General features: G+C 63.4%; 16 protein-coding genes. 12 read left to right on the plus strand and 4 right to left on the minus strand.

From position 1 onward, the window contains the following. The first annotated feature begins 27 nt into the window (after positions 1–27). The 4 genes from FZE95_RS16490 (at position 28) to FZE95_RS19930 (ending at position 2,869) form a co-directional block, all read left to right on the plus strand. Complete coding sequence (locus FZE95_RS16490; protein WP_263398692.1) at positions 28–915, plus strand: ABC transporter ATP-binding protein; 888 nt, start codon at positions 28–30, stop codon at positions 913–915. Next, the gene (locus tag FZE95_RS16495) at positions 912–1,715 is read left to right on the plus strand and encodes an ABC transporter permease (protein WP_150301977.1); all 804 of its coding nucleotides are present in this window, start codon (positions 912–914) and stop codon (positions 1,713–1,715) included. Before FZE95_RS16490 ends, FZE95_RS16495 begins: the two co-directional genes overlap by 4 nt. 366 nt (positions 1,716–2,081) lie before the next feature. Further along, a complete protein-coding gene (locus FZE95_RS19925; protein WP_317845784.1) occupies positions 2,082–2,363 on the plus strand; it encodes a malate:quinone oxidoreductase in 282 nt (93 codons plus the stop codon). A gap of 29 nt (positions 2,364–2,392) precedes the next feature. Then, on the plus strand, positions 2,393–2,869 hold the full coding sequence (locus FZE95_RS19930) for a malate:quinone oxidoreductase (protein ID WP_263398693.1): 477 nt from the start codon (positions 2,393–2,395) through the stop codon (positions 2,867–2,869). A gap of 202 nt (positions 2,870–3,071) precedes the next feature. Here the strand turns inward: FZE95_RS19930 and FZE95_RS16505 are convergent, their stop codons facing one another. Beyond that, the gene (locus FZE95_RS16505) at positions 3,072–4,061 is read right to left on the minus strand and encodes a bile acid:sodium symporter family protein (protein ID WP_150301978.1); all 990 of its coding nucleotides are present in this window, start codon (positions 4,059–4,061) and stop codon (positions 3,072–3,074) included. Positions 4,062–4,154: 93 nt separating this feature from the next. Here FZE95_RS16505 and FZE95_RS16510 point away from each other — a divergent pair, with 93 nt between their 5' ends. Next, positions 4,155–5,009 carry an AraC family transcriptional regulator gene (locus FZE95_RS16510; RefSeq protein WP_150301979.1) on the plus strand — a complete coding sequence of 285 codons (855 nt, stop codon included), beginning with the start codon at positions 4,155–4,157 and terminating at the stop codon, positions 5,007–5,009. A 3-nt stretch (positions 5,010–5,012) separates the two neighbouring features. Here the strand turns inward: FZE95_RS16510 and FZE95_RS16515 are convergent, their stop codons facing one another. After that, entirely contained in the window at positions 5,013–5,411 is a 399-nt protein-coding gene (locus tag FZE95_RS16515; RefSeq protein ID WP_150301980.1) for a nuclear transport factor 2 family protein, read from the minus strand. Between the two features lie 188 nt (positions 5,412–5,599). On the opposite strand from FZE95_RS16515, the gene FZE95_RS16520 reads away from it, so the two are divergent. Genes FZE95_RS16520 through FZE95_RS16535 form a run of 4 tightly spaced genes read left to right on the plus strand, consistent with a single transcriptional unit; the run spans position 5,600 to position 11,426 of the window. After that, positions 5,600–6,784 (plus strand): ABC transporter substrate-binding protein, encoded by a 1,185-nt coding sequence (locus FZE95_RS16520; RefSeq protein WP_223825101.1) that lies wholly within the window; start codon positions 5,600–5,602, stop codon positions 6,782–6,784. Between the two features lie 51 nt (positions 6,785–6,835). Beyond that, positions 6,836–7,705 carry a branched-chain amino acid ABC transporter permease gene (locus FZE95_RS16525; protein ID WP_150301981.1) on the plus strand — a complete coding sequence of 290 codons (870 nt, stop codon included), beginning with the start codon at positions 6,836–6,838 and terminating at the stop codon, positions 7,703–7,705. After that, positions 7,702–10,194 carry a branched-chain amino acid ABC transporter ATP-binding protein/permease gene (locus tag FZE95_RS16530; RefSeq protein ID WP_150301982.1) on the plus strand — a complete coding sequence of 831 codons (2,493 nt, stop codon included), beginning with the start codon at positions 7,702–7,704 and terminating at the stop codon, positions 10,192–10,194. Before FZE95_RS16525 ends, FZE95_RS16530 begins: the two co-directional genes overlap by 4 nt. Further along, positions 10,191–11,426 (plus strand): amidohydrolase family protein, encoded by a 1,236-nt coding sequence (locus FZE95_RS16535; RefSeq protein WP_150301983.1) that lies wholly within the window; start codon positions 10,191–10,193, stop codon positions 11,424–11,426. Before FZE95_RS16530 ends, FZE95_RS16535 begins: the two co-directional genes overlap by 4 nt. Here the strand turns inward: FZE95_RS16535 and FZE95_RS16540 are convergent. Together FZE95_RS16540 and FZE95_RS16545 are read right to left on the minus strand one after the other, a co-directional pair. Next, the gene (locus tag FZE95_RS16540; RefSeq protein ID WP_150301984.1) at positions 11,423–12,118 is read right to left on the minus strand and encodes a GntR family transcriptional regulator; all 696 of its coding nucleotides are present in this window, start codon (positions 12,116–12,118) and stop codon (positions 11,423–11,425) included. The two genes, FZE95_RS16535 and FZE95_RS16540, sit on opposite strands and share 4 nt — an antisense overlap. A 110-nt stretch (positions 12,119–12,228) precedes the next feature. Next, positions 12,229–13,800, minus strand: coding sequence for a gamma-glutamyltransferase family protein (locus FZE95_RS16545; RefSeq protein WP_150301985.1), 1,572 nt, complete (start codon positions 13,798–13,800; stop codon positions 12,229–12,231). 135 nt (positions 13,801–13,935) lie between these two features. Here FZE95_RS16545 and FZE95_RS16550 point away from each other — a divergent pair, with 135 nt between their 5' ends. The 3 genes from FZE95_RS16550 (at position 13,936) to FZE95_RS16560 (ending at position 17,450) form a co-directional block, all read left to right on the plus strand. Further along, positions 13,936–14,841: a LysR family transcriptional regulator gene (locus FZE95_RS16550; RefSeq protein ID WP_150301986.1), complete on the plus strand. Its 906-nt coding sequence runs from the start codon at positions 13,936–13,938 to the stop codon at positions 14,839–14,841. A gap of 75 nt (positions 14,842–14,916) precedes the next feature. After that, the gene (atzD, locus tag FZE95_RS16555; protein WP_150301987.1) at positions 14,917–16,059 is read left to right on the plus strand and encodes a cyanuric acid amidohydrolase; all 1,143 of its coding nucleotides are present in this window, start codon (positions 14,917–14,919) and stop codon (positions 16,057–16,059) included. Further along, positions 16,059–17,450, plus strand: a complete 1,392-nt coding sequence (locus tag FZE95_RS16560) for an amidase (RefSeq protein WP_150301988.1) — start codon at positions 16,059–16,061, stop codon at positions 17,448–17,450. Before atzD ends, FZE95_RS16560 begins: the two co-directional genes overlap by 1 nt. Positions 17,451–17,469: the final 19 nt, after the last annotated feature.

Consider the following 17,469-nt stretch of genomic DNA (forward strand, 5'->3'; position numbering starts at 1 on the left):
GGGACGGTCGCGCAGAGGAGTCTGTGCATGAGCCTTTCCTCAGCATTTCCCCGCGCGGTTTCGCCTCCCGGCGTGGCCACGATAATGCAAAGGGTCGATGACCCTATCGAACCCGAAAAGCCGGGCGGTCCCCGTCCCATCATTCAGGTAAGCGACGTTCATAAGGTCTACGCAAACGGCACCGTCGCGTTACAGGGCGCCGAGCTGGACATTCGACAAGGCGAGTTCGTCAGTTTGCTCGGCCCTTCCGGCTGCGGCAAAAGCACCTTGCTTCGGATCATGGCCGGACTGGGCGACGTGACTACGGGCCAGGTACGTTGGTGGGAGCAGAACTACGATGTCGTCGGCGACAAGGGTCGCAAGCTCGCGTTCGTGTTTCAGAACGCCACGCTTATGCCCTGGGCCCGGGTGCGCAAGAACGTCAGCCTGCCGCTCGATCTGGAACATGAAAGCGGCCCGCAGGCCAACGCCCGCATCGACGAAGCACTGCAAATGGTCGGGCTCAAGGGGTTCGACAATGCCTTCCCGCGTGAACTCTCCGGCGGCATGCAGATGCGCGCATCCATCGCCCGTGCAATGGTCACCGAACCCAACCTGCTGTTGATGGATGAGCCCTTCGGTGCGCTGGACGAGATGACCCGGAACAAGCTCAACGATGATGTGCTCAAGCTCTGGCAGCAGAATGGCTGGACCGTGGTCTTCGTGACGCACAGCGTCTACGAAGCGGTCTATCTATCCAGCCGTGTGGTCGTCATGGCCGCACGGCCCGGGCGCATCGTTGATGACATCCGCATAGAGCAGCCCTATCCGCGCTCACCGGATTTCCGGGTGTCCACCGAATTCGCGGGCTACTGTCGCCAGGTATCTGAATCGCTCGAACGCGCCAGCACGATGGGACAGGAGAAGCAGCCATGAGCGCCCCGCTTATTCAGAACGAGCAGTTCGTCAGAGTGGCAGCCCCGGTCGGGGTTGGGTTGATCTTTCTGGTGCTATGGGAAGCGGTGGTCACCGCCGCGCAGATTCCGCAGTACATCCTTCCCGGTCCGACGGCGATACTGGGCGCGCTGATCCAGGACTGGCAGTCATTGCTGACGGCGCTCTGGGTAACGCTGCGCGTTACCTTCGCCGCGTTCGCCATCGCGGTCATCGTTGGCGTGGCGGCATCGCTGCTCTTCATACAGAGCCGCTGGATCGAGATGAGCCTTTTCCCCTATGCCATCCTGATGCAGGTCACGCCGATCGTCGCCATCGCGCCGCTGATCATTATCTGGATCAACGATACAACCTGGGCGCTGGTGGTGTGTGCGGTGATCATGGCGGTGTTCCCGATCATCTCCAACACCACGCTTGGACTGCGAAGCGTCGACCCGAACCTGCTCAGCATGTTCCGGATGTACCGTACCAGCCGTTGGCAGGAACTGATTCGCCTGCGGATTCCCGGCTCGCTGCCCTATTTCTTCGGCGGACTGCGCATCAGCAGCGGTCTGGCGCTGATTGGCGCGGTGGTAGCGGAGTTCGTTGCGGGCACGGGCGGGGCGAAGGCCGGCCTCGCCTACATGATCCTGCAATCAGGCTATAACCTGCAGATATCCAAGATGTTTGCTGCCCTGTTCCTGATCACCATGACCGGCATCATCCTCTTCGCCATCATGGTCTGGCTCTCCGATCGTGCACTGCGGAACTGGCATGAAAGCGCCATCAGCGTCGAACACTGAAGCGTTCCGGTTATTGCATTGGCAGGCGCGCGACCAGGCTACACCTGCCCTCCTACCGCTCGCGCCCCATCTGTGCGCAAGCACATACCCTCCCCCCGTGGCCTTTTCCGAGATCGGTAGAAGCTGTTTACTTCGATGCGCCAGCATTGCAACCTTTGGTTTCCGCAGCGCCCGATCCCGAGTCGGGCCCGCGATAACCTGCCAGGGAAGGTGTTCGCCACGTCTACCGGGCCACGCCGGCATGGAATACACTTAGGACCATGCCACCATCGCCGACTGAATGCCGCTGGTGATGGCGGGCCGCGAGGACAATATTCCCATGGCCGCGACGCGCATGGACCTGGGCACCGAGGTCAACTGGGGGCCATGACCTGGCAGATGGCGGACAGCCTTGACCGCCAGCCGAACGTCACCCTTACCACGAACACCGAAGTACGGGACCTGGAGCGCAACGATGACGGCACCTGGCGAGTCATCGTGCATAACCTCGAAAGTGATGAGACCGAGTCGGTAAACGCTCGCCATGTATTCAACGGCGCCGGTGGCGCTGCCCTGCTTCTGTTGCAGAAGTCCGGCATTCCCGAGGCGAGCCCTAAGCCGACTTTCCGGTGGGCGGCTCCTTCCTGTAAACAATCAACCCCGATGTGATCTCGCAGCATAACGCCAAGGCTTACGGCATGGCGGCCGAAGGCTCGCCGCCAATGTCGGTACCGCAACTCGACCTGCGCTATTTGAATGGCCAGCCGACGCTCTTCTTCGAGCTTTTCGCCACCTTCTCGACCCAGTTCCTCAAGAAAGGATCCTGGGCCGATCTGTTCCGCTCGATCACCTTCAGCAACATCCTGCCGATGATCAAGGTGGGTCTGACAAACTTTGATCTGGTCCGTTACCTGGTGGGCGAGGTGCTGCAGGATCGAGGAGATCGTCTGGAGTCTCTCCGCGAGTATTACCCCGAGCTGAACCCTGACGACTGGGAATTCTGGCAGGCGGGGCAGCGCGTGCAAATCATCAAGAAGACCGATGAGGGCAGCAAGCTGCAGTTTGGCACGCAGGTGGTCGTCTCCGAAGACGGCACCATGTCTGCGCTGCTGGGCTCCTCCCCCGGCATCTCCACCGCACCACCCATCATGCTGAAACTGGTGCACGTGACCTGAAAACTGACCGCTTTGAGTGCATCGGCGCCCGCCCACAAGATAGTGCCGACTGGCTGCAAGGAGCCGCCGAACCTGACCTCTGAAGCGGATACCGAAAAATCCTGTTTTCTTTGGTCAGGTTATAGAAGGGATATTAAGAGGAGGCTGCCACGCTGCGCTCAAGCGCAGGCGTGGCAGTTATGAGGTGCAGACAGGATACGCTTCAGGGCTGCGCGACCAGCGCGGATTCCTCGGGCCGTTCGGCGTAACGCTGCGCCAGCACGGCACAGACCATCAGCTGAATCTGATGAAAGAGCATCAGCGGCAGGATCAGCGTGCCGATGGTGCCGCCAGTGAACAGCACCTGGGCCATGGGTACTCCCGTTGCCAGGCTCTTTTTCGAGCCGGCAAACAGGATGGTGATGCGGTCCTCCGTATTGAAACCCAGACGCTGCCCGAGAAGATGGGTCATGCCCAGAACAATGGCCAGCAACAGACAGCAGGCCACCACCAGACCCGCAAGCTGCGGCAGCGGCACCTGCTGCCAGATGCCCTCCACCACGGCATTGCTGAAGGCGCTGTAAACGACCAGCAGGATCGACCCCTGGTCAACATACTTCAGCCAGTTCTTGTTGCGCCCTACCCAGTCGCCGATCCAGCGCCGCGCAACCTGACCGGCGATGAATGGCAGCAATAGCTGAACGAGGATCTTGCTGATGGAATCGAGGGTGCTCGACTCCTGCACCTGGGCGCCCATCAACAGCATGACCAGCAGGGGCGTGAGAAAGATGCCCAGCAGGCTCGAGGTCGCGGCGCTGCATATCGCGGCGGGAATGTTGCCCCGCGCTAGGGAAGTAAAGGCGATCGCGGACTGCACTGTAGCCGGTAAGGCGCACAGGAACAGAATACCCAGGTACAGCTCGGTACCGACCAGCGGAGACAGGACCGGCTTCAGCGCCAGGCCCAGCAAGGGGAACATCAGGAAGGTACAGGCGAACACCAGCAGGTGCAGCCGCCAATGGGTTACCCCTGACACGATGGCGCTGCTGGACAGCTTCGCACCGTGAAGAAAGAACAGCAGCCCGATGGCAAGATTGGTGATCCAGCCAAAGGCAACGGCGGTCTGCCCTTCGGCTGGAAACAGGCTGGCAATCGCGACGACGGCAATCAAGCAGAGCGTCAGGTTATCAGGAAGAAAACGGGGTCTGGCCATGGCGCGGTTCCAAATGAATAAAGGGCTTGCGGACGAAGGTGGCGTCATTCTACTGTTTGGCTACCCTACGGACTAACGCGATAAGCCAACATAATGTCGAGAAACGGACAATCTGGGCTGACGCCCCGAGCCATTCCTGCCCTGACCGCCCTGCCCAGGCCCCTGTTCGCCCGGGTAGAATCCTTGAAGGCGGGCACCACCACCGAATGGCACAGCCATCCCTGGGCGCAACTGTCCTATGCCATCCGCGGCGTCCTGTCAGTCCATACCGAAACCGGGCGATTTCTCGCGCCGCCGCAGCGCGCCATTCTCATCCCGCCGGAGCTGCCGCACGCGGTGATCAGTTCGCCCGCCACCGAAATGCGCAGCCTGTACCTCGATTCGCAGGCGATCCCCTGGGCCCCGGCCCATTGCAAGGTGCTGGAGATAACGCCGCTGACCCGTGAACTGATCAACCACTTCGGCCAGATTCCCCCCGAGTATGACGAACAGGGCCCCCACGGGCGGATCGCCGGCGTGCTTCTTGATCAGCTTCAGGCCGCACCTGAGACCCGGCTGTATCTGCCCTGGCCTGCCGACCAGCAACTGCAGCGCGTGTGTGAGGCGCTGTATGCGGCGCCCGATCTGCCGCACACGCTCGGGCAGTGGGGCGCAACCGCGGGGCTGTCGGAAAAGACCCTGACACGACGCTTTCTGCAAGAAACCGGCTTTACCTTCAGAGCCTGGCGACAGCGGCTGCGCCTGCTCAGCGCCCTGCCCCTCCTTGAGCAGCGCCAGCGCATTACCGATGTCGCGCTGGCCTGCGGCTACGACTCGACATCGGCGTTCATCGCCGCCTTTCGCAAGCAGACCGGCCTCACCCCCGGCGAATTTCTCGGCACAGACATCGCCACCCCGCCGCAGCCAGCCTCCGCGCTGAACTCCGGCAAGGGCTCCGCGTCTCGCTGAGCATCAGGGCCTGGCGATGTCGGGCTCGAGAATCCATTCGGCGCTGTCGTTCCACACATCCATCCGCGTGATCTTGCCGCCGCGCACTTCGAACCGGTCCAGGTATCGATTGCCACTGAAGGTACGTCCATCCGGCCACTCACCGTAGAGGGTGCCGTTCGAATAAACCACGGTGTGATCTTCGCGCTCGGTCCAGTCGAACTGGCCCAGTTGCTTCTTCACCCAGGCGTAACGGCCAGCGTTAAAAGCGCTGATATCCCGCGCCGCAGGCATGTGGCGTCCACCGGTAAAGGTGATGCACACATCCTCAGCCATGTAAGTCGCTGCTCGTTCCGGGTCCGGAATCATGGACGCCGTCAGAAAATCGCTAACAATCCGTACTGCTTCATTCTCTAGTTCCACAAGTATCTCTCCATCGTAACGCGATCATCGCAATCTTTTTGCGCCTTTCCGCGGTGCGTGACGCACTATATATGTGCGGTTTCATGCGGGCTATATGCGAAAGGCACTGATTTTCGCCGGTTTTCCCCCTGGCCCTTATTTTGCTAGCAAGAATCGTACAACTGCTAGCGATAAGGAGAAAGAAAATCGTGAAACTACTGCAACCCCTGCGGCGCATGTGGCCACGGGCCGTGGCCGCTACCGCACTCGGCATGCTGATGCTCAGCACGGCCCAGGCCGAAACGCCCATCAAGGTAGGTCTGGTAGCAGCCCTGTCGGGGCAGTCCGCCAAGTCTGGCGAAGCCCTGACCCGCGGCCTGACGATCGCCATAGAGGAAATCAACGCCAGTGGCGGCATCCTCGGACGCCCTGTGGAACTGGTGCGTCGGGACGATGAAAGCAATCCGGCCAAGGGCATGCTTGCGGCACGCGAGCTGGTGCAGCGAGAAAAGGTGACGGTGCTCTTTGGCGGCCTGGACACGCCTGTTTCGCTGGCCATCGTGCCGCTGGTCAACCAGATGAAGGTTCCGTTCATGGGCATCTGGGCGGCGGGGACGACTATTACCCAGAATGGTGCGAAGGACAATTACGTGTTCCGCGTCTCCGCCATGGACGAGCTGGTCGATGAAGCGCTGGTCGAATATGGCGTGACCGAGTACGGCATGCAGAAGCCGGGCATGATCCTCATCAACAACCCATGGGGCGAATCCAACGAAATCGGCTTTCGCCATGCGCTGGAAAAACGCGATATGCCCTGGGCCGGCATCGAGCGAATCGAAGACAGCGACCTGGACGTCGTGCCTCAACTGTCCAGACTGCGCAGCGCCGGTGCAGATGCGCTGCTGATGGTCGGTAATGTCGGACCTTCCGCTCAGGTCGTGAAGTCGCTTGATCGGATGAACTGGGATGTGCCGGTAATTTCCCACTGGGGCCCGGCCGGTGGCCGCTTCAGCGAACTGGCAGGCCCCAACGCCAGCCGTGTGCACTTCATCCAGACCTATGTGTTCACGGACAACAACAGTCCCAAGGGCGAAGCAGTACTGAGCGCGCTTAAAGCCAGCTATCCGGAAATCAAGAACCTGGCGGATATCACCCCCGCGGTCGGTATCGCCAACGCCTACGACGGAATGCACCTGGCGGCCCTGGCAATTGAAAAGGCCGGCTCCACCGCAGGTACCGAGGTGCGCGATGCCTTCTACGCGATCGACGACTACGCGGGCCTGATCAAGCAATACCACCAGCCCTTCACGCCGGAGCAGCATGACGCCCTCGGCCCCCAGGACTACGTGTTCACCCATTTCGTTGACGGCAACATCATCCCCGTCAAACCCTGAGCACGCTGTACAGCGGCTTCGGATACGGAGCCGCCTCGAAGGAGTTTCTGCATGATTACCGCCGCCATCATCACCGGCCTCGGGCTTGGCAGCATGTATGCCCTGCTGGCGCTGGGCTTTCACATAACCTATGTGGTCTCGCGGACCGTGAATTTTGCCCAGGGCAGCGCCATGATGGTGGGCGCGGTGCTGGGCTACAGTTTCTACATCACCTGGGGCTGGCCGATCTGGCTGGCGGTGCCGGCCACGCTGGCCATCTGCGCGGTTTACGGTCTGGCCATCGAACGCTTTCTGGTTCGGCCATTCAGTTCCCGCGGCTCCGAGGCCTGGCTGATGGCGACAGTCGCCGCCGGCATCCTGGTCGATAACCTGGCGATGTTCACCTTCGGTAAGGAGCCTCGTCAGTTCACCTCGACCCTGGCAAACGCCACCGTGGATCTGTTCGGTTCCAATATTTCCTGGTTGCAGCTCCTCATTCCGGTGATCGGAGCGGCCATCGCCTTGGCGCTACTGCTGGTGCGCCGCTACACCCGGTTGGGCAAGGTACTTGAAGCCTGCGTGCAGAATCCCCGGGCTGCACGACTCATGGGTATTCAGGTGAATAGGGTGGTCGCGGCAGCCTTCGCCGTCTCCGCCGTGTTCGCCGCCATCGCCGGGATGCTGATCGCTCCCCTGTTCAACGTCAGCGCCGAAATGGGCACCCTGTTCGGCCTCAAGGCATTCGCCGTGGCGATCCTGGGCGGCATTTCCAGTGCCAGTGGCGTGTTCATGGCCGGCCTGCTGTTCGGGCTGGTCGAAGCGGTCGTCATCCTCTATTTCGGCTCGGCATTTACCCAGATATTCACCTTTACCCTGGTGATCCTGGTCCTGGCCCTGCGTCCCGATGGTCTGTTCGGCAGCAAGACACTGGTGAAAGTATGATTTCAAAACGCACACTGCTGGTCCCCCTGACCATCGCTGCCCTCGCCGTGGCGGGCGTGGCCATGTCGCTTACGCTCGACAGCTATTCGCTGCTGGTATTCAGCTTTTTCGCCCTGACGGTCGTGGTCGGGGCCGGGCTGAACATTCTGATTGGCCTGAGCGGGCAGATATCCTTCGGCCACATCGCCTTCTACGCCATCGGTGCCTATGTCTCTGCACTGCTGACCATGGCCGGCTTCCCGCTGGGCCTGGCAATGAGCGCCGCGGCGCTGGCCTGCGGTCTGCTCGGAGCGCTGCTGGCGATCCCGGCCCTGCGGGTGCAGGGACCTTACCTGGCGATGATCACCATCGCCTTCGCCATGGTGGTGCATCACGGGCTGGTGGAATGGCGCTCGCTGACCGGCGGTGCCAACGGCCTGATGGGCATTCCCCTGCCGGAGATCGGCGCCCTTGACCCGGCAGTGATCCTGGGGCTGGGATCCACCGCCCTGATGACCGTCAGCCTGATGTTCTACCAGCGGCTGCGCACCAGCGGCTGGGGCACAGCGATGCGCGCGGTCAAGGCCTCGGAAATCGCCGCCCGCTCCCTCGGCTTCAACCCGGTGCAGACCAAGACCCTGGCCTTCGCCCTGTCCGCGCTGCTTGCCGGACTTGCCGGCGCCCTGGTCGCGCCGCTGATGATGTTCATCAATCCTGCGTCCTTCCCGTTCACCCAGTCGATCCTGTTCGTGCTGGCCGTGATCGTCGGTGGCGCGGGGACAGTACTGGGGCCGGTGCTCGGCGCGCTGCTGATCGTCCTGCTGCCGGAGATGCTGTCTGGCATGGCCGAGTACCGGCTGCTGCTTTTCTCCGCGCTGCTGCTGGGTGTGCTCTGGGTCGCGCCGAGGGGACTGCTGGGCACCGCCGCGACGCTGTGGATGCGTCCGGCCCAGGAGCCGGCACCCGCGGAGCCGGACATGACTCGCGTGACCCGGTTCCTTGACCAGGGCAAGGACACCTCGGGCTTGCAGGTAAAGGATATCGGAATCAGCTTCGGCGGCGTGCGAGCCGCTGACGCAGTCAGCCTGGACGCCCCGCCTGGCAGCATCACCAGCATCATCGGCCCCAACGGCGCCGGCAAGACCACCGTGCTGAACATGATCAGCGGTTTCTACGCGCCGGATCAGGGCAGCATCACGCTGGACCACGACGTCGCCGGCCAAGCGGCCTGGCGTGTCGCCCGGGCGGGCATTTCCCGTACCTATCAGACCACACAACTGTTCGGCGAGCTGTCGGTGCTGGAGAACATTCTCGTCGGCATGCAGCAGGGGCGGCTCGGCAATGCCCTCAAAGGCGCGTCCGCCTCCCAGCACAAAACGGCACTGCAACTGCTGTCTCTGGTGGGCTATAGCGGCTCGGTCAACACGCCGGCCGATGATCTGGCGCATGTGGATCGCCGCCTGGTAGAGATAGCCCGGGCACTGGCGTCACGCCCAAGGGTGCTGCTGCTTGACGAGCCGGCCGCCGGGTTGAGCCTGAGCGATAAGCAGAGCCTGGCAGTGCTGCTGCGGGTTCTGGCCGGCTTCAACATCGCCGTGATCCTGGTGGAACATGACATGTCGCTGGTCATGGGAGTATCCGAACGCATCCTCGTACTCGATGCGGGCAAGCCGATCGCCTGGGGCACGCCCGAGCAGGTCCGCAACGACCAGCGGGTGGTAGCGGCCTATCTCGGCGGCACCAGCTATCAGGCGCCACCCCGAGAAGAACCCTGGGCCGGCTCGCGTGATGCGCGGCTTTACATCAAGGACCTGGTGCTTGATTACGGCGCTGCGCCGGTGGTGGACAAGGTCAACCTGGTGGTCAATCCCGGGGAGCTGATCGCCATCCTTGGTGCCAACGGCGCGGGCAAGTCAAGCATCCTGCAATGCCTGGCTGGGCTGCACAGGGCCAGGTCGGGATCGATTCTGCTCGACGACGAAAGCATCCAGTCGCTGGATGCGAGCACGATTGCCGCGCGGGGTCTGGCGCTGGTGCCCGAAGGCAGGCAGATGTTCCCGCAACTGAGCGTACGCGACAACCTGATGCTCGGCGCCTATTCCCGTACCGGCACCTATGATGCGGACGCCGAGATTGAGGCCATTCTCAAGCGCTTCCCGCGGTTGCGCGACCGCATCGACAGCCCGGCAGGATTGCTGTCCGGCGGTGAACAACAGATGGTTGCGGTGGGCCGTGGACTGATGGCCAAGCCAAAGATTCTGCTGCTCGACGAGCCCTCGCTCGGCCTGTCTCCCGCCATGATTGGGGAGTTGTACGACGCGCTTGCAGCCTTGCGCGATGAAGGCGTGACCCTGCTGCTGGTCGACCAGATGGCCAATCTCGCCCTGCAGGTAGCCGACCGTGCCTATGTGCTGGAAACCGGCCGCATCGTCAAGTCCGGTAGCGCCGAAGCCCTGCGCGGTGACAGCGACCTGGAAGCGGCCTATCTGGGTGAAGGGACCGCCGCATGAGCCGCTTGCGCCTGATCAATGCCCGCCTGGATGCGAGCAGCACGACTGAACTGCTGATCGAAAACGGGCGCTTCACCCGTACCTTCGGCCCCGCGCACGCACCCTGCGAGACGCTGGACCTCGAGGGTCGGCTGGTGCTGCCCGGCCTGGTGGAAACCCATATCCATCTGGACAAGGCCTGCATCATGGAACGCTGTCAGCTCTGCGAGGGCACCTTGGCAGAAGCGGTAGCCCAGACTCGCCTGGCCAAGGCCTCTTTCACCGCGAGCGACGTCTATGAGCGCGGTGCACGGGTGCTGGAGAAGGCGATACTGCAGGGCACCACCCATATGCGCACCCACGTGGAAATCGATCCGCAGATCGGACTGACCGGCTTTAACGCCGTCAGACGCCTGCAGGCAGATTATGCCTGGGCCGTCACGCTGGAAATCTGTGTCTTCCCGCAGGAGGGCCTGCTGAACAACCCGGGCACGGAGACGCTGCTGTGCGCCGCCCTGGAGCTGGGGGCGGACGTGCTCGGCGGATGCCCCTATACCGACGACGATCCCGTCGGGCAGATCCATCGCCTGTTCGAGCTGGCGACGCTCCATGACCGGGATCTGGACTTTCACCTGGATTTCGATCTGAATCCGGAGCAGATGATGATCGATGAGGTGATCGCCTGTACCAACCGGCATGGCTGGGCTCACCGGGTCACCGTGGGGCACGTTACCAAGCTGTCCGCCCTGCCCTGGGACCGGTTGGCGCGTACCGTAAGCGCGCTGGCGGAGGCCGGAGTGAACGTCACCTGCCTGCCCAGCACCGACCTGTTTCTCACAGGCCGCGAACACTTTCACGACATACCCCGGGGCCTTGCACCACTGGCCCGGCTGCATGAAGGCGGCGTGACCTGCTCGTTGTCCACCAACAATATCGGCAATCCCTTCACACCCTACGGGGACGCCTCGCTGGTACGGCAGGCGAACCTGTTCGCCAACGTGTCGCAGCTGGCCACCACAAGGGAACTGCTGAACTGCCTCGGCTGGATTACCAGCGAATCGGCCCGCTTGCTGCGCCTGCCTGATTACGGTCTGTCCCCCGGCTGCAAGGCCGATTTCAGCGTCTTCGATGCACCAAGCGGCGCTGCCGTCATTGCGGAGATCAGCCCGCCTCTGATGGGGTTCAAGGGCGGACGCAAAACGTTCGAACGCGCCGCGCCGCGCCTGCTGAAGCCCGACGCGACCGGGCGCTAGAGGTCGGCCAGCGCCTTGCGCAGATCGACCTCAGGCGTGAGGGAGCCATCGAGGTCGAGCTGGCTTTCAAGCTCGTCCAGATGCGCGATCATCGCTCTGACCGCCCGCTCCCTGTCGCCCTGCTCCAGCGCGGAAATGATTTGCTCGTGTTCGTCCGAGGCACAGGAAGGCACGTCGTTACGCTGATACAGAGCGACGATGAGCGAGCTGCGCACCATCAGGTTGGCGAGGATTTCACTCAGCACCTGGTTACCGCTGACACGGCCGAGCAGCAGGTGAAATTCGCTCAGCTCGCGCACGATGTCCCGTCGATCGTTGGCGCTGGTGGCCTTGCGTTCGCTCTGAATGTGCCCCTGAATCTGTTGCCGATACTTGCGCATGGCCGCAGGGGTGATGCACTCGATGATGGCCCGCTCGATGGCGCGTCGCGCCACAAAGATCTCGCGGGCTTCGGCTGCATCCGGTTGGGCAACCAGCGCCCCACGGTTCGGCTCGATGGTGACGATACGCTGCAAGGCCAACCGCTGCAGTGCTGCCTGCACGTGATTGCGGTTGGCTTTCAGCGCCTCGACGATCTGCGCCTCGACCAGACGGGTACCGGGGCGCAGGCGGTGCTGGGCGATGGCTCGGGACAACACATCGACGATGCGTTGTACCTCGAGCTGCTTGCTGGTGGCGGTTCTTGCATCCATTCCCTACCTCATGCAGGAACTAGCTTGACGCCGACATTGGCGCGATCGCTAGCAAAAGAATGCATTATCCCCTCGGTCGGCCCCGGCAGACAACTGCTGCGCGGTCGCGGTCAGTCCGCTTGCCCAAGGCTGGTTCCCTGCCCCCGCGGATCATGCATGGCCCGACGGATACCATCCACTTCGATGGCAATGGCTCCGGCCTGCCCGGTGAAGGGGCTCCGGGCGGGAATGGTTTCCACCTCATGCCCCAGTCTGGCCAGCTCGGCGACCGTCTCGGGATCAATGTCCGACTCCAGCTTGAGGTTATCGGTACTGTCGAAGAAGCTGCGCCCCAACAGAAAGCGCGGCATGCGCAGGGCGCGGTCAATCGGCTGATTGAAATCAACCAGTTGCGTCGCCAGCACCATCTGCGTCTGTGGCTGGCCGTCACCGCCCTGGGTCCCGAAGAACAGGCGCCGACCATTATCGGCCAGGTAACAGGAGGGGTTCAGGGTGTGGGCCGGACGCTTGCCGGGCGCCCAGGCATTGGGATGGTTCACATCGGCGGCGAAGCCAGCCGCCCGGTTCTGCCAGAGCACGCCGGTGTCGCCCATGATGCAACCCGAGCCGAAATCATGGAACAGGCTTTGGATCAGGCAGGCCGTACGCCCCTGGGCGTCGGTCGCAGCCATCCAGACCGTGTCGGCCGGCTGCCCCTGCTCTGCCCAGGGCGCAGCCCGGTCATCGGTGATGGCCGCCGCGTACACCTCGCCCTGTGCGGGCGACAGCGTGGCTGCATACTGCCAGCCGCCAGCCCGGGGGTCGCACAATTCACCATTGCGACGCAGCAGGCCCTGCTTGATCGCTTCGACGAGGTAATGATAGTAGCGCGCGCTGCCATTGCCGCACGCCGCGACCGCCTTATGTTCCAACGCCAGCATGGCCTGTAGGGTATAGAGACCCTGACAGGGCGGTGCGACGTTAAAGAGGCGTCCCTGGCGATAGCGTATCGAAATGGGCTCCATCTCCTCGGCCGCGGTCGCCTCGAGATCGGCCAGCGTCAGCCCGCAACCGAGCCTGTCAAAGGATTCGACCAGCGTCCGGGCAATGTCGCCCTGGTAGAAATCAGCGATCCCATGTCTGGCCAGGTGCGTCAGGGTATCGGCCAGCGCCGGTTGACGCAGTGTGTCGCCTACTGCAAGCCAACGGTCATCGACCTTGCACAGGACATGCAGGTCCGGAAGGCTGTCGATCATCGCCTCGCGCCGGCCCTGCCAGAATAGCTGGGAAGCCGAAACCTCGACGCCGCGCTGGGCGGTCTGCGCAGCCTCGCCCAGCAGGTCGGCCCAGCCCAGACGAGAGCCCCATTGGTGCCGGCTGATGTCATGGGCGATCTGCCAACTGGCCAGCGCACCAGCGGTCGTCGCAACGGCCGCAGGGCCGCGCAGGGCGATGGCACCGCCTTCGGGAAGCCGCTGGCCGGCCTGCCCTATCCCCATAATGGTGCGCACCCGGCCGTCATGGATCATCCATAGGGCATCGCCGCCCAACCCGGTCATGTGCGGGTAGACCGCCGCAAGCATGGCACTGGCAGCCAGCATGGCATCAATTGCGCTGCCCCCTGCATCGAGAATGCGCATACCCGCAGCACTTGCCTCGGAATGAGGCGTACAGATAACCCCCCGGCGGGATTCTGCCAACATGCTTTGCTCCTTATTCTGCTAGCTATCGATCATGGTGTTGCTAACAAAAAGCAATATTCGTTCCGGATAACTCAGCCGCTGCAGGTTGGCTGCAAACTTGCACTGTTTGCTCGCTCTTTCCAGAAGGAGATTGAAGTGCTGCGACCGCCCAGAGCCTATGTTTATCTGGATGCCGTGGTTCGCGCCGGCTCCATCCGCAAGGCCGCGGAAAGCCTGAACGTGGCGTCGACAGCGGTGAACCGCAAGATTCTAGAGCTCGAGGAGCAGGTTGGCACGCCTCTGTTCGAGCGGCTTCCGCGCGGGGTGCGTCTGACCGCGGCGGGCGAGGTGCTGCTCGATACCGTGCGGCGGTCCCTGAGCGACCTGCGCTCGGCCACCTCGCAGATCGAGCAATTGCGCGGACTGATCCGCGGCACCGTACGCTGGGGCTGCGCCGAATCAGTCGCCACGGACTTTGCCCCCACGCTGATCAATGCCTACCAGCAAACCCACCCCGGCGTGCAGTTCCAGCTGGTTTCGGGCGTTACCGATATGCTGATCGAAGGCCTGATGGACGACGACGTCGATCTGGTCCTCGCCCACGACCCGACCCATCTGGAGGGTCTCAAAATTCTCACTGCCATCCCCCAGCCCCTGTGCGCGATGGTCCGGCCAGACCATCCCCTGGCCGCAAAGACCAGCCTGAGACTGTCGGACTGCCAGGCCTGGCCCCTGGCGCTGGGGCTGCCCTCCTTCGGCAGCCGGCGGCTGATCGACGCGCTGGTGGCGCGCACGCGCATGTCACTCAAGGTGGTGCTGGAGGCCAGCACCATGCAGACCCTGAAGGAATTTACCCATCAGACCGGCGCGATCAGCTTTCAGTACCAGATCGGCACCCGCCAGGAGACCCGCCGCGGGGAACTGGTATCGATTCCGCTGACGGACCGTGAACTGGTCAACGGCCGGCTGGTGCTCGGCTGTCGAGAGGGTCGAATGCTGCCGATTGCAGCCATGTCGTTCATCGACATGCTGGTCGCCCAACTGCAGGAAGAGCACGACTGAGCGCACACATTTTGTGCTCGCCTCGAGATAATTATTGACCTATTCGTGCTCGCTGGCTCTGGCAATACTGAGCCCATGAAAAACGACATCCTGACCAACGAAACCCACCCCGAGCTGCGCGTCTTCCGCCTGGAGATGGCGCACCCCGGGGACGTATCACGGCTAGCCGCGCTACTCGATGCGGGCACCATCAACGCCTCCGAGGTCGCAGCGGTCATCGGCAAGACCGAGGGCAACGGCGGCGTCAACGACTTCACTCGCGGCTATTTCACCCAGAGCCTGTTCCACCTGCTTGCCAGACACTCCGGCACGCCCAGCCAGCAGTTGCAGGACAGCATTCCCTGCATTCTGTCTGGCGGCACCGAGGGCGTTCTCAGCCCCCATTACCTAGTCTTCGTACGCACCTCCGCCGCAGCCGAGGCGCCAGCGGGACCGGCACTGGCCCTCGGCAAGGCCCTGAGCCCGGTGGTTCCGGCGCAGGATATCGGTCGCTGGGCGCACGTCAGATCGGTTGCCGATGCCGTGCGTGCCGCGATGGACGACGCGCTGATCGAGCATCCAGGCGAGGTGGCCTTCGTGCAGGTCAAGTGTCCTTGCGTCACCTCGGCCCGGGCTGAATCCGCTGTCGCCGCAGGGCACAGCGTGCTGACGGCGGATGCCAACCGATCAATGGCCTATGCCCGCGCCGCTGGCGCCTTCGGCGTCGCCCTGGCGCTCGGCCAGATCGAGGATGATGCACAGCAGGAAGCACGCCTGCTGGCTGATTTTTCCCGGTTCTGCTCCCAGGCCAGCATTTCCTCGGGTGTCGAAGTCAGCGTCAACGAGGTCGTGGTACTCGGCCACAGTCGACACTGGCACGGCCCACTGCGCATGGCCTGCGAGCCCATGCAGGACGCCCTGGATCTCAGTGCGGTCATGACCGCCCTGGGCCGGCTTGGGCTGAAGCCGGCGCCGCAGCTGCCGCCGGCAGAAAGCGCCCGCGTGGCAGGGGTGCTGGTGAAATGCGAACCCGATCGCCGCGGGCATATCCGCGGCGTCCGACACACCATGCTCGACGACATCGACATCAATGCCCAGCGTCACGTACGCGGAGCGCTGGGCGGCGTCGTTGCAAGTGTCATTGGCCACGGCCAGATTTTCGTCTCGGGCGGTGCGGAGCATCAGGGCCCTGACGGTGGCGGACTTATCGCCGTGATCGCCAGTGTGGGCAACCTCTGATGAACAGGTCGCAACCGCTGTGGATGTATTCGGCAAACGAGCTGCAGACGCTGTTTGCGACGGGCGAATGCGACCCCTGCGACGTGCTCGAAAGCGTGCTCGCACACATGGACCGTGTCCAGCCAGCTTGCAACATGATGACCGCCCTTGACCGTGACGGAGCCATGCAGGCCGCCCGCGACAGCGCAGAGCGCTGGCGGCGCAGGGAAACCCTGTCCGCTCTGGATGGCGTACCCGTTACCGTGAAGGACAACATTCCCGTGGCGGGGCTGCCCTGCTGCTGGGGCAGCCACCTGTATGCCGGGTACAGGCCACAGCGCGATGAACTCCCAGTGGCCAGGCTCCGCGCCGCCGGGGCAACCATCTTCGGGAAGACCAATGTTCCCGAGTTCACTCTACACGGCTATACCAGCAACCCGCTGTCCGGCACCACCGCAAACCCCTGGGATCGAAGCCTGACACCCGGCGGCTCCAGCGGCGGAGCGGTCACCGCCGTGGCCAGCGGTGTAGGCCCGCTCGCCCTCGGCACCGATGGCGGCGGCTCCATACGCCGGCCAGCGGGATTCACCGCCGTGGCCGGAATGAAGCCAGGCCGCGGCGTGGTCCCTCGCCAGTGGGGTTTGCCGGAGATCCTGCCGGAGCTGGAGGTCGTCGGTCCGATAGCTCGGACCGTCGCCGACCTAACCGCCACCCTGCGGGTGATAAGTGATGCGCCCGCTGCCTACTGGGACGCAGCGCAACGCAACAGCGGCGCGCGGCGGATTCTCTACTGGCGTGAGATCGGTCAACGGCCGGTGGACGGCACCATTCTGGAGCGCGTCGATGCGGTGGCAGAGGTGCTCACCGGCCTGGGACACAGAGTAGAACGGCAACCCGCGCCGCAGGTGATCGACACCTTCAACCAGCGCAGCTGGCCGGTGCTCAGCGCCGCCGGGCTGGCAGCGGTGCTGGAGGGCAAGGACGCTCCGGAGCATCTGCTGACCCCGCCGATACGCAGCATTCTGGAGCGCGGCCGCGCGGCCACCGCAGTGGAACTGTTCAATGCCCTGCAGCAGGTACGCGACATGCGCCGCCACCTGGCAGGGCTGCTGCAGGACTACGACCTCATCCTTACTCCCACCTCGGCCGCCATGCCTTGGCCCGCCGCGGATACCCACCCGACGCACATTGCCGGCCAGCCGGTGGACGGGCGCGGTCATGCCGTATTCACCGCCTTCGCCAATGCCGCCGGCTTGCCCGCCCTGTCGTTGCCCGCAGCGCGGGACCCCGCAGACTTGCCGGTCGGATTTCAGCTGGTTGGCCCGAAAGGTGCAGATGCCCTGTTGTTGGCAATAGGGCAGGCGTACGAGTCCTGCTCGCCCTGGAACCAGCAATGGCCGCGAATCCCATAATGACCCAGATGGAAGGACA

Origin of the sequence: Pseudomonas profundi, assembly GCF_008638305.1 — a bacterium.
GTDB lineage: Bacteria > Pseudomonadota > Gammaproteobacteria > Pseudomonadales > Pseudomonadaceae > Halopseudomonas > Halopseudomonas profundi.

What these genes read in the sequence shown, in the direction of transcription:
- FZE95_RS16490 (WP_263398692.1), top strand. Translation starts at nt 28, where the DNA reads ATGAGCCTTTCCTCAGCATTTCCCCGCGCGGTTTCGCCTCCCGGCGTG.
- FZE95_RS16495 (WP_150301977.1), top strand. Translation starts at nt 912, where the DNA reads ATGAGCGCCCCGCTTATTCAGAACGAGCAGTTCGTCAGAGTGGCAGCC.
- FZE95_RS19925 (WP_317845784.1), top strand. Translation starts at nt 2,082, where the DNA reads ATGACCTGGCAGATGGCGGACAGCCTTGACCGCCAGCCGAACGTCACC.
- FZE95_RS19930 (WP_263398693.1), top strand. Translation starts at nt 2,393, where the DNA reads ATGGCGGCCGAAGGCTCGCCGCCAATGTCGGTACCGCAACTCGACCTG.
- FZE95_RS16505 (WP_150301978.1), bottom strand. Translation starts at nt 4,061, where the DNA reads ATGGCCAGACCCCGTTTTCTTCCTGATAACCTGACGCTCTGCTTGATT.
- FZE95_RS16510 (WP_150301979.1), top strand. Translation starts at nt 4,155, where the DNA reads ATGTCGAGAAACGGACAATCTGGGCTGACGCCCCGAGCCATTCCTGCC.
- FZE95_RS16525 (WP_150301981.1), top strand. Translation starts at nt 6,836, where the DNA reads ATGATTACCGCCGCCATCATCACCGGCCTCGGGCTTGGCAGCATGTAT.
- FZE95_RS16530 (WP_150301982.1), top strand. Translation starts at nt 7,702, where the DNA reads ATGATTTCAAAACGCACACTGCTGGTCCCCCTGACCATCGCTGCCCTC.
- FZE95_RS16535 (WP_150301983.1), top strand. Translation starts at nt 10,191, where the DNA reads ATGAGCCGCTTGCGCCTGATCAATGCCCGCCTGGATGCGAGCAGCACG.
- FZE95_RS16540 (WP_150301984.1), bottom strand. Translation starts at nt 12,118, where the DNA reads ATGGATGCAAGAACCGCCACCAGCAAGCAGCTCGAGGTACAACGCATC.
- FZE95_RS16545 (WP_150301985.1), bottom strand. Translation starts at nt 13,800, where the DNA reads ATGTTGGCAGAATCCCGCCGGGGGGTTATCTGTACGCCTCATTCCGAG.
- atzD (WP_150301987.1), top strand. Translation starts at nt 14,917, where the DNA reads ATGAAAAACGACATCCTGACCAACGAAACCCACCCCGAGCTGCGCGTC.
- FZE95_RS16560 (WP_150301988.1), top strand. Translation starts at nt 16,059, where the DNA reads ATGAACAGGTCGCAACCGCTGTGGATGTATTCGGCAAACGAGCTGCAG.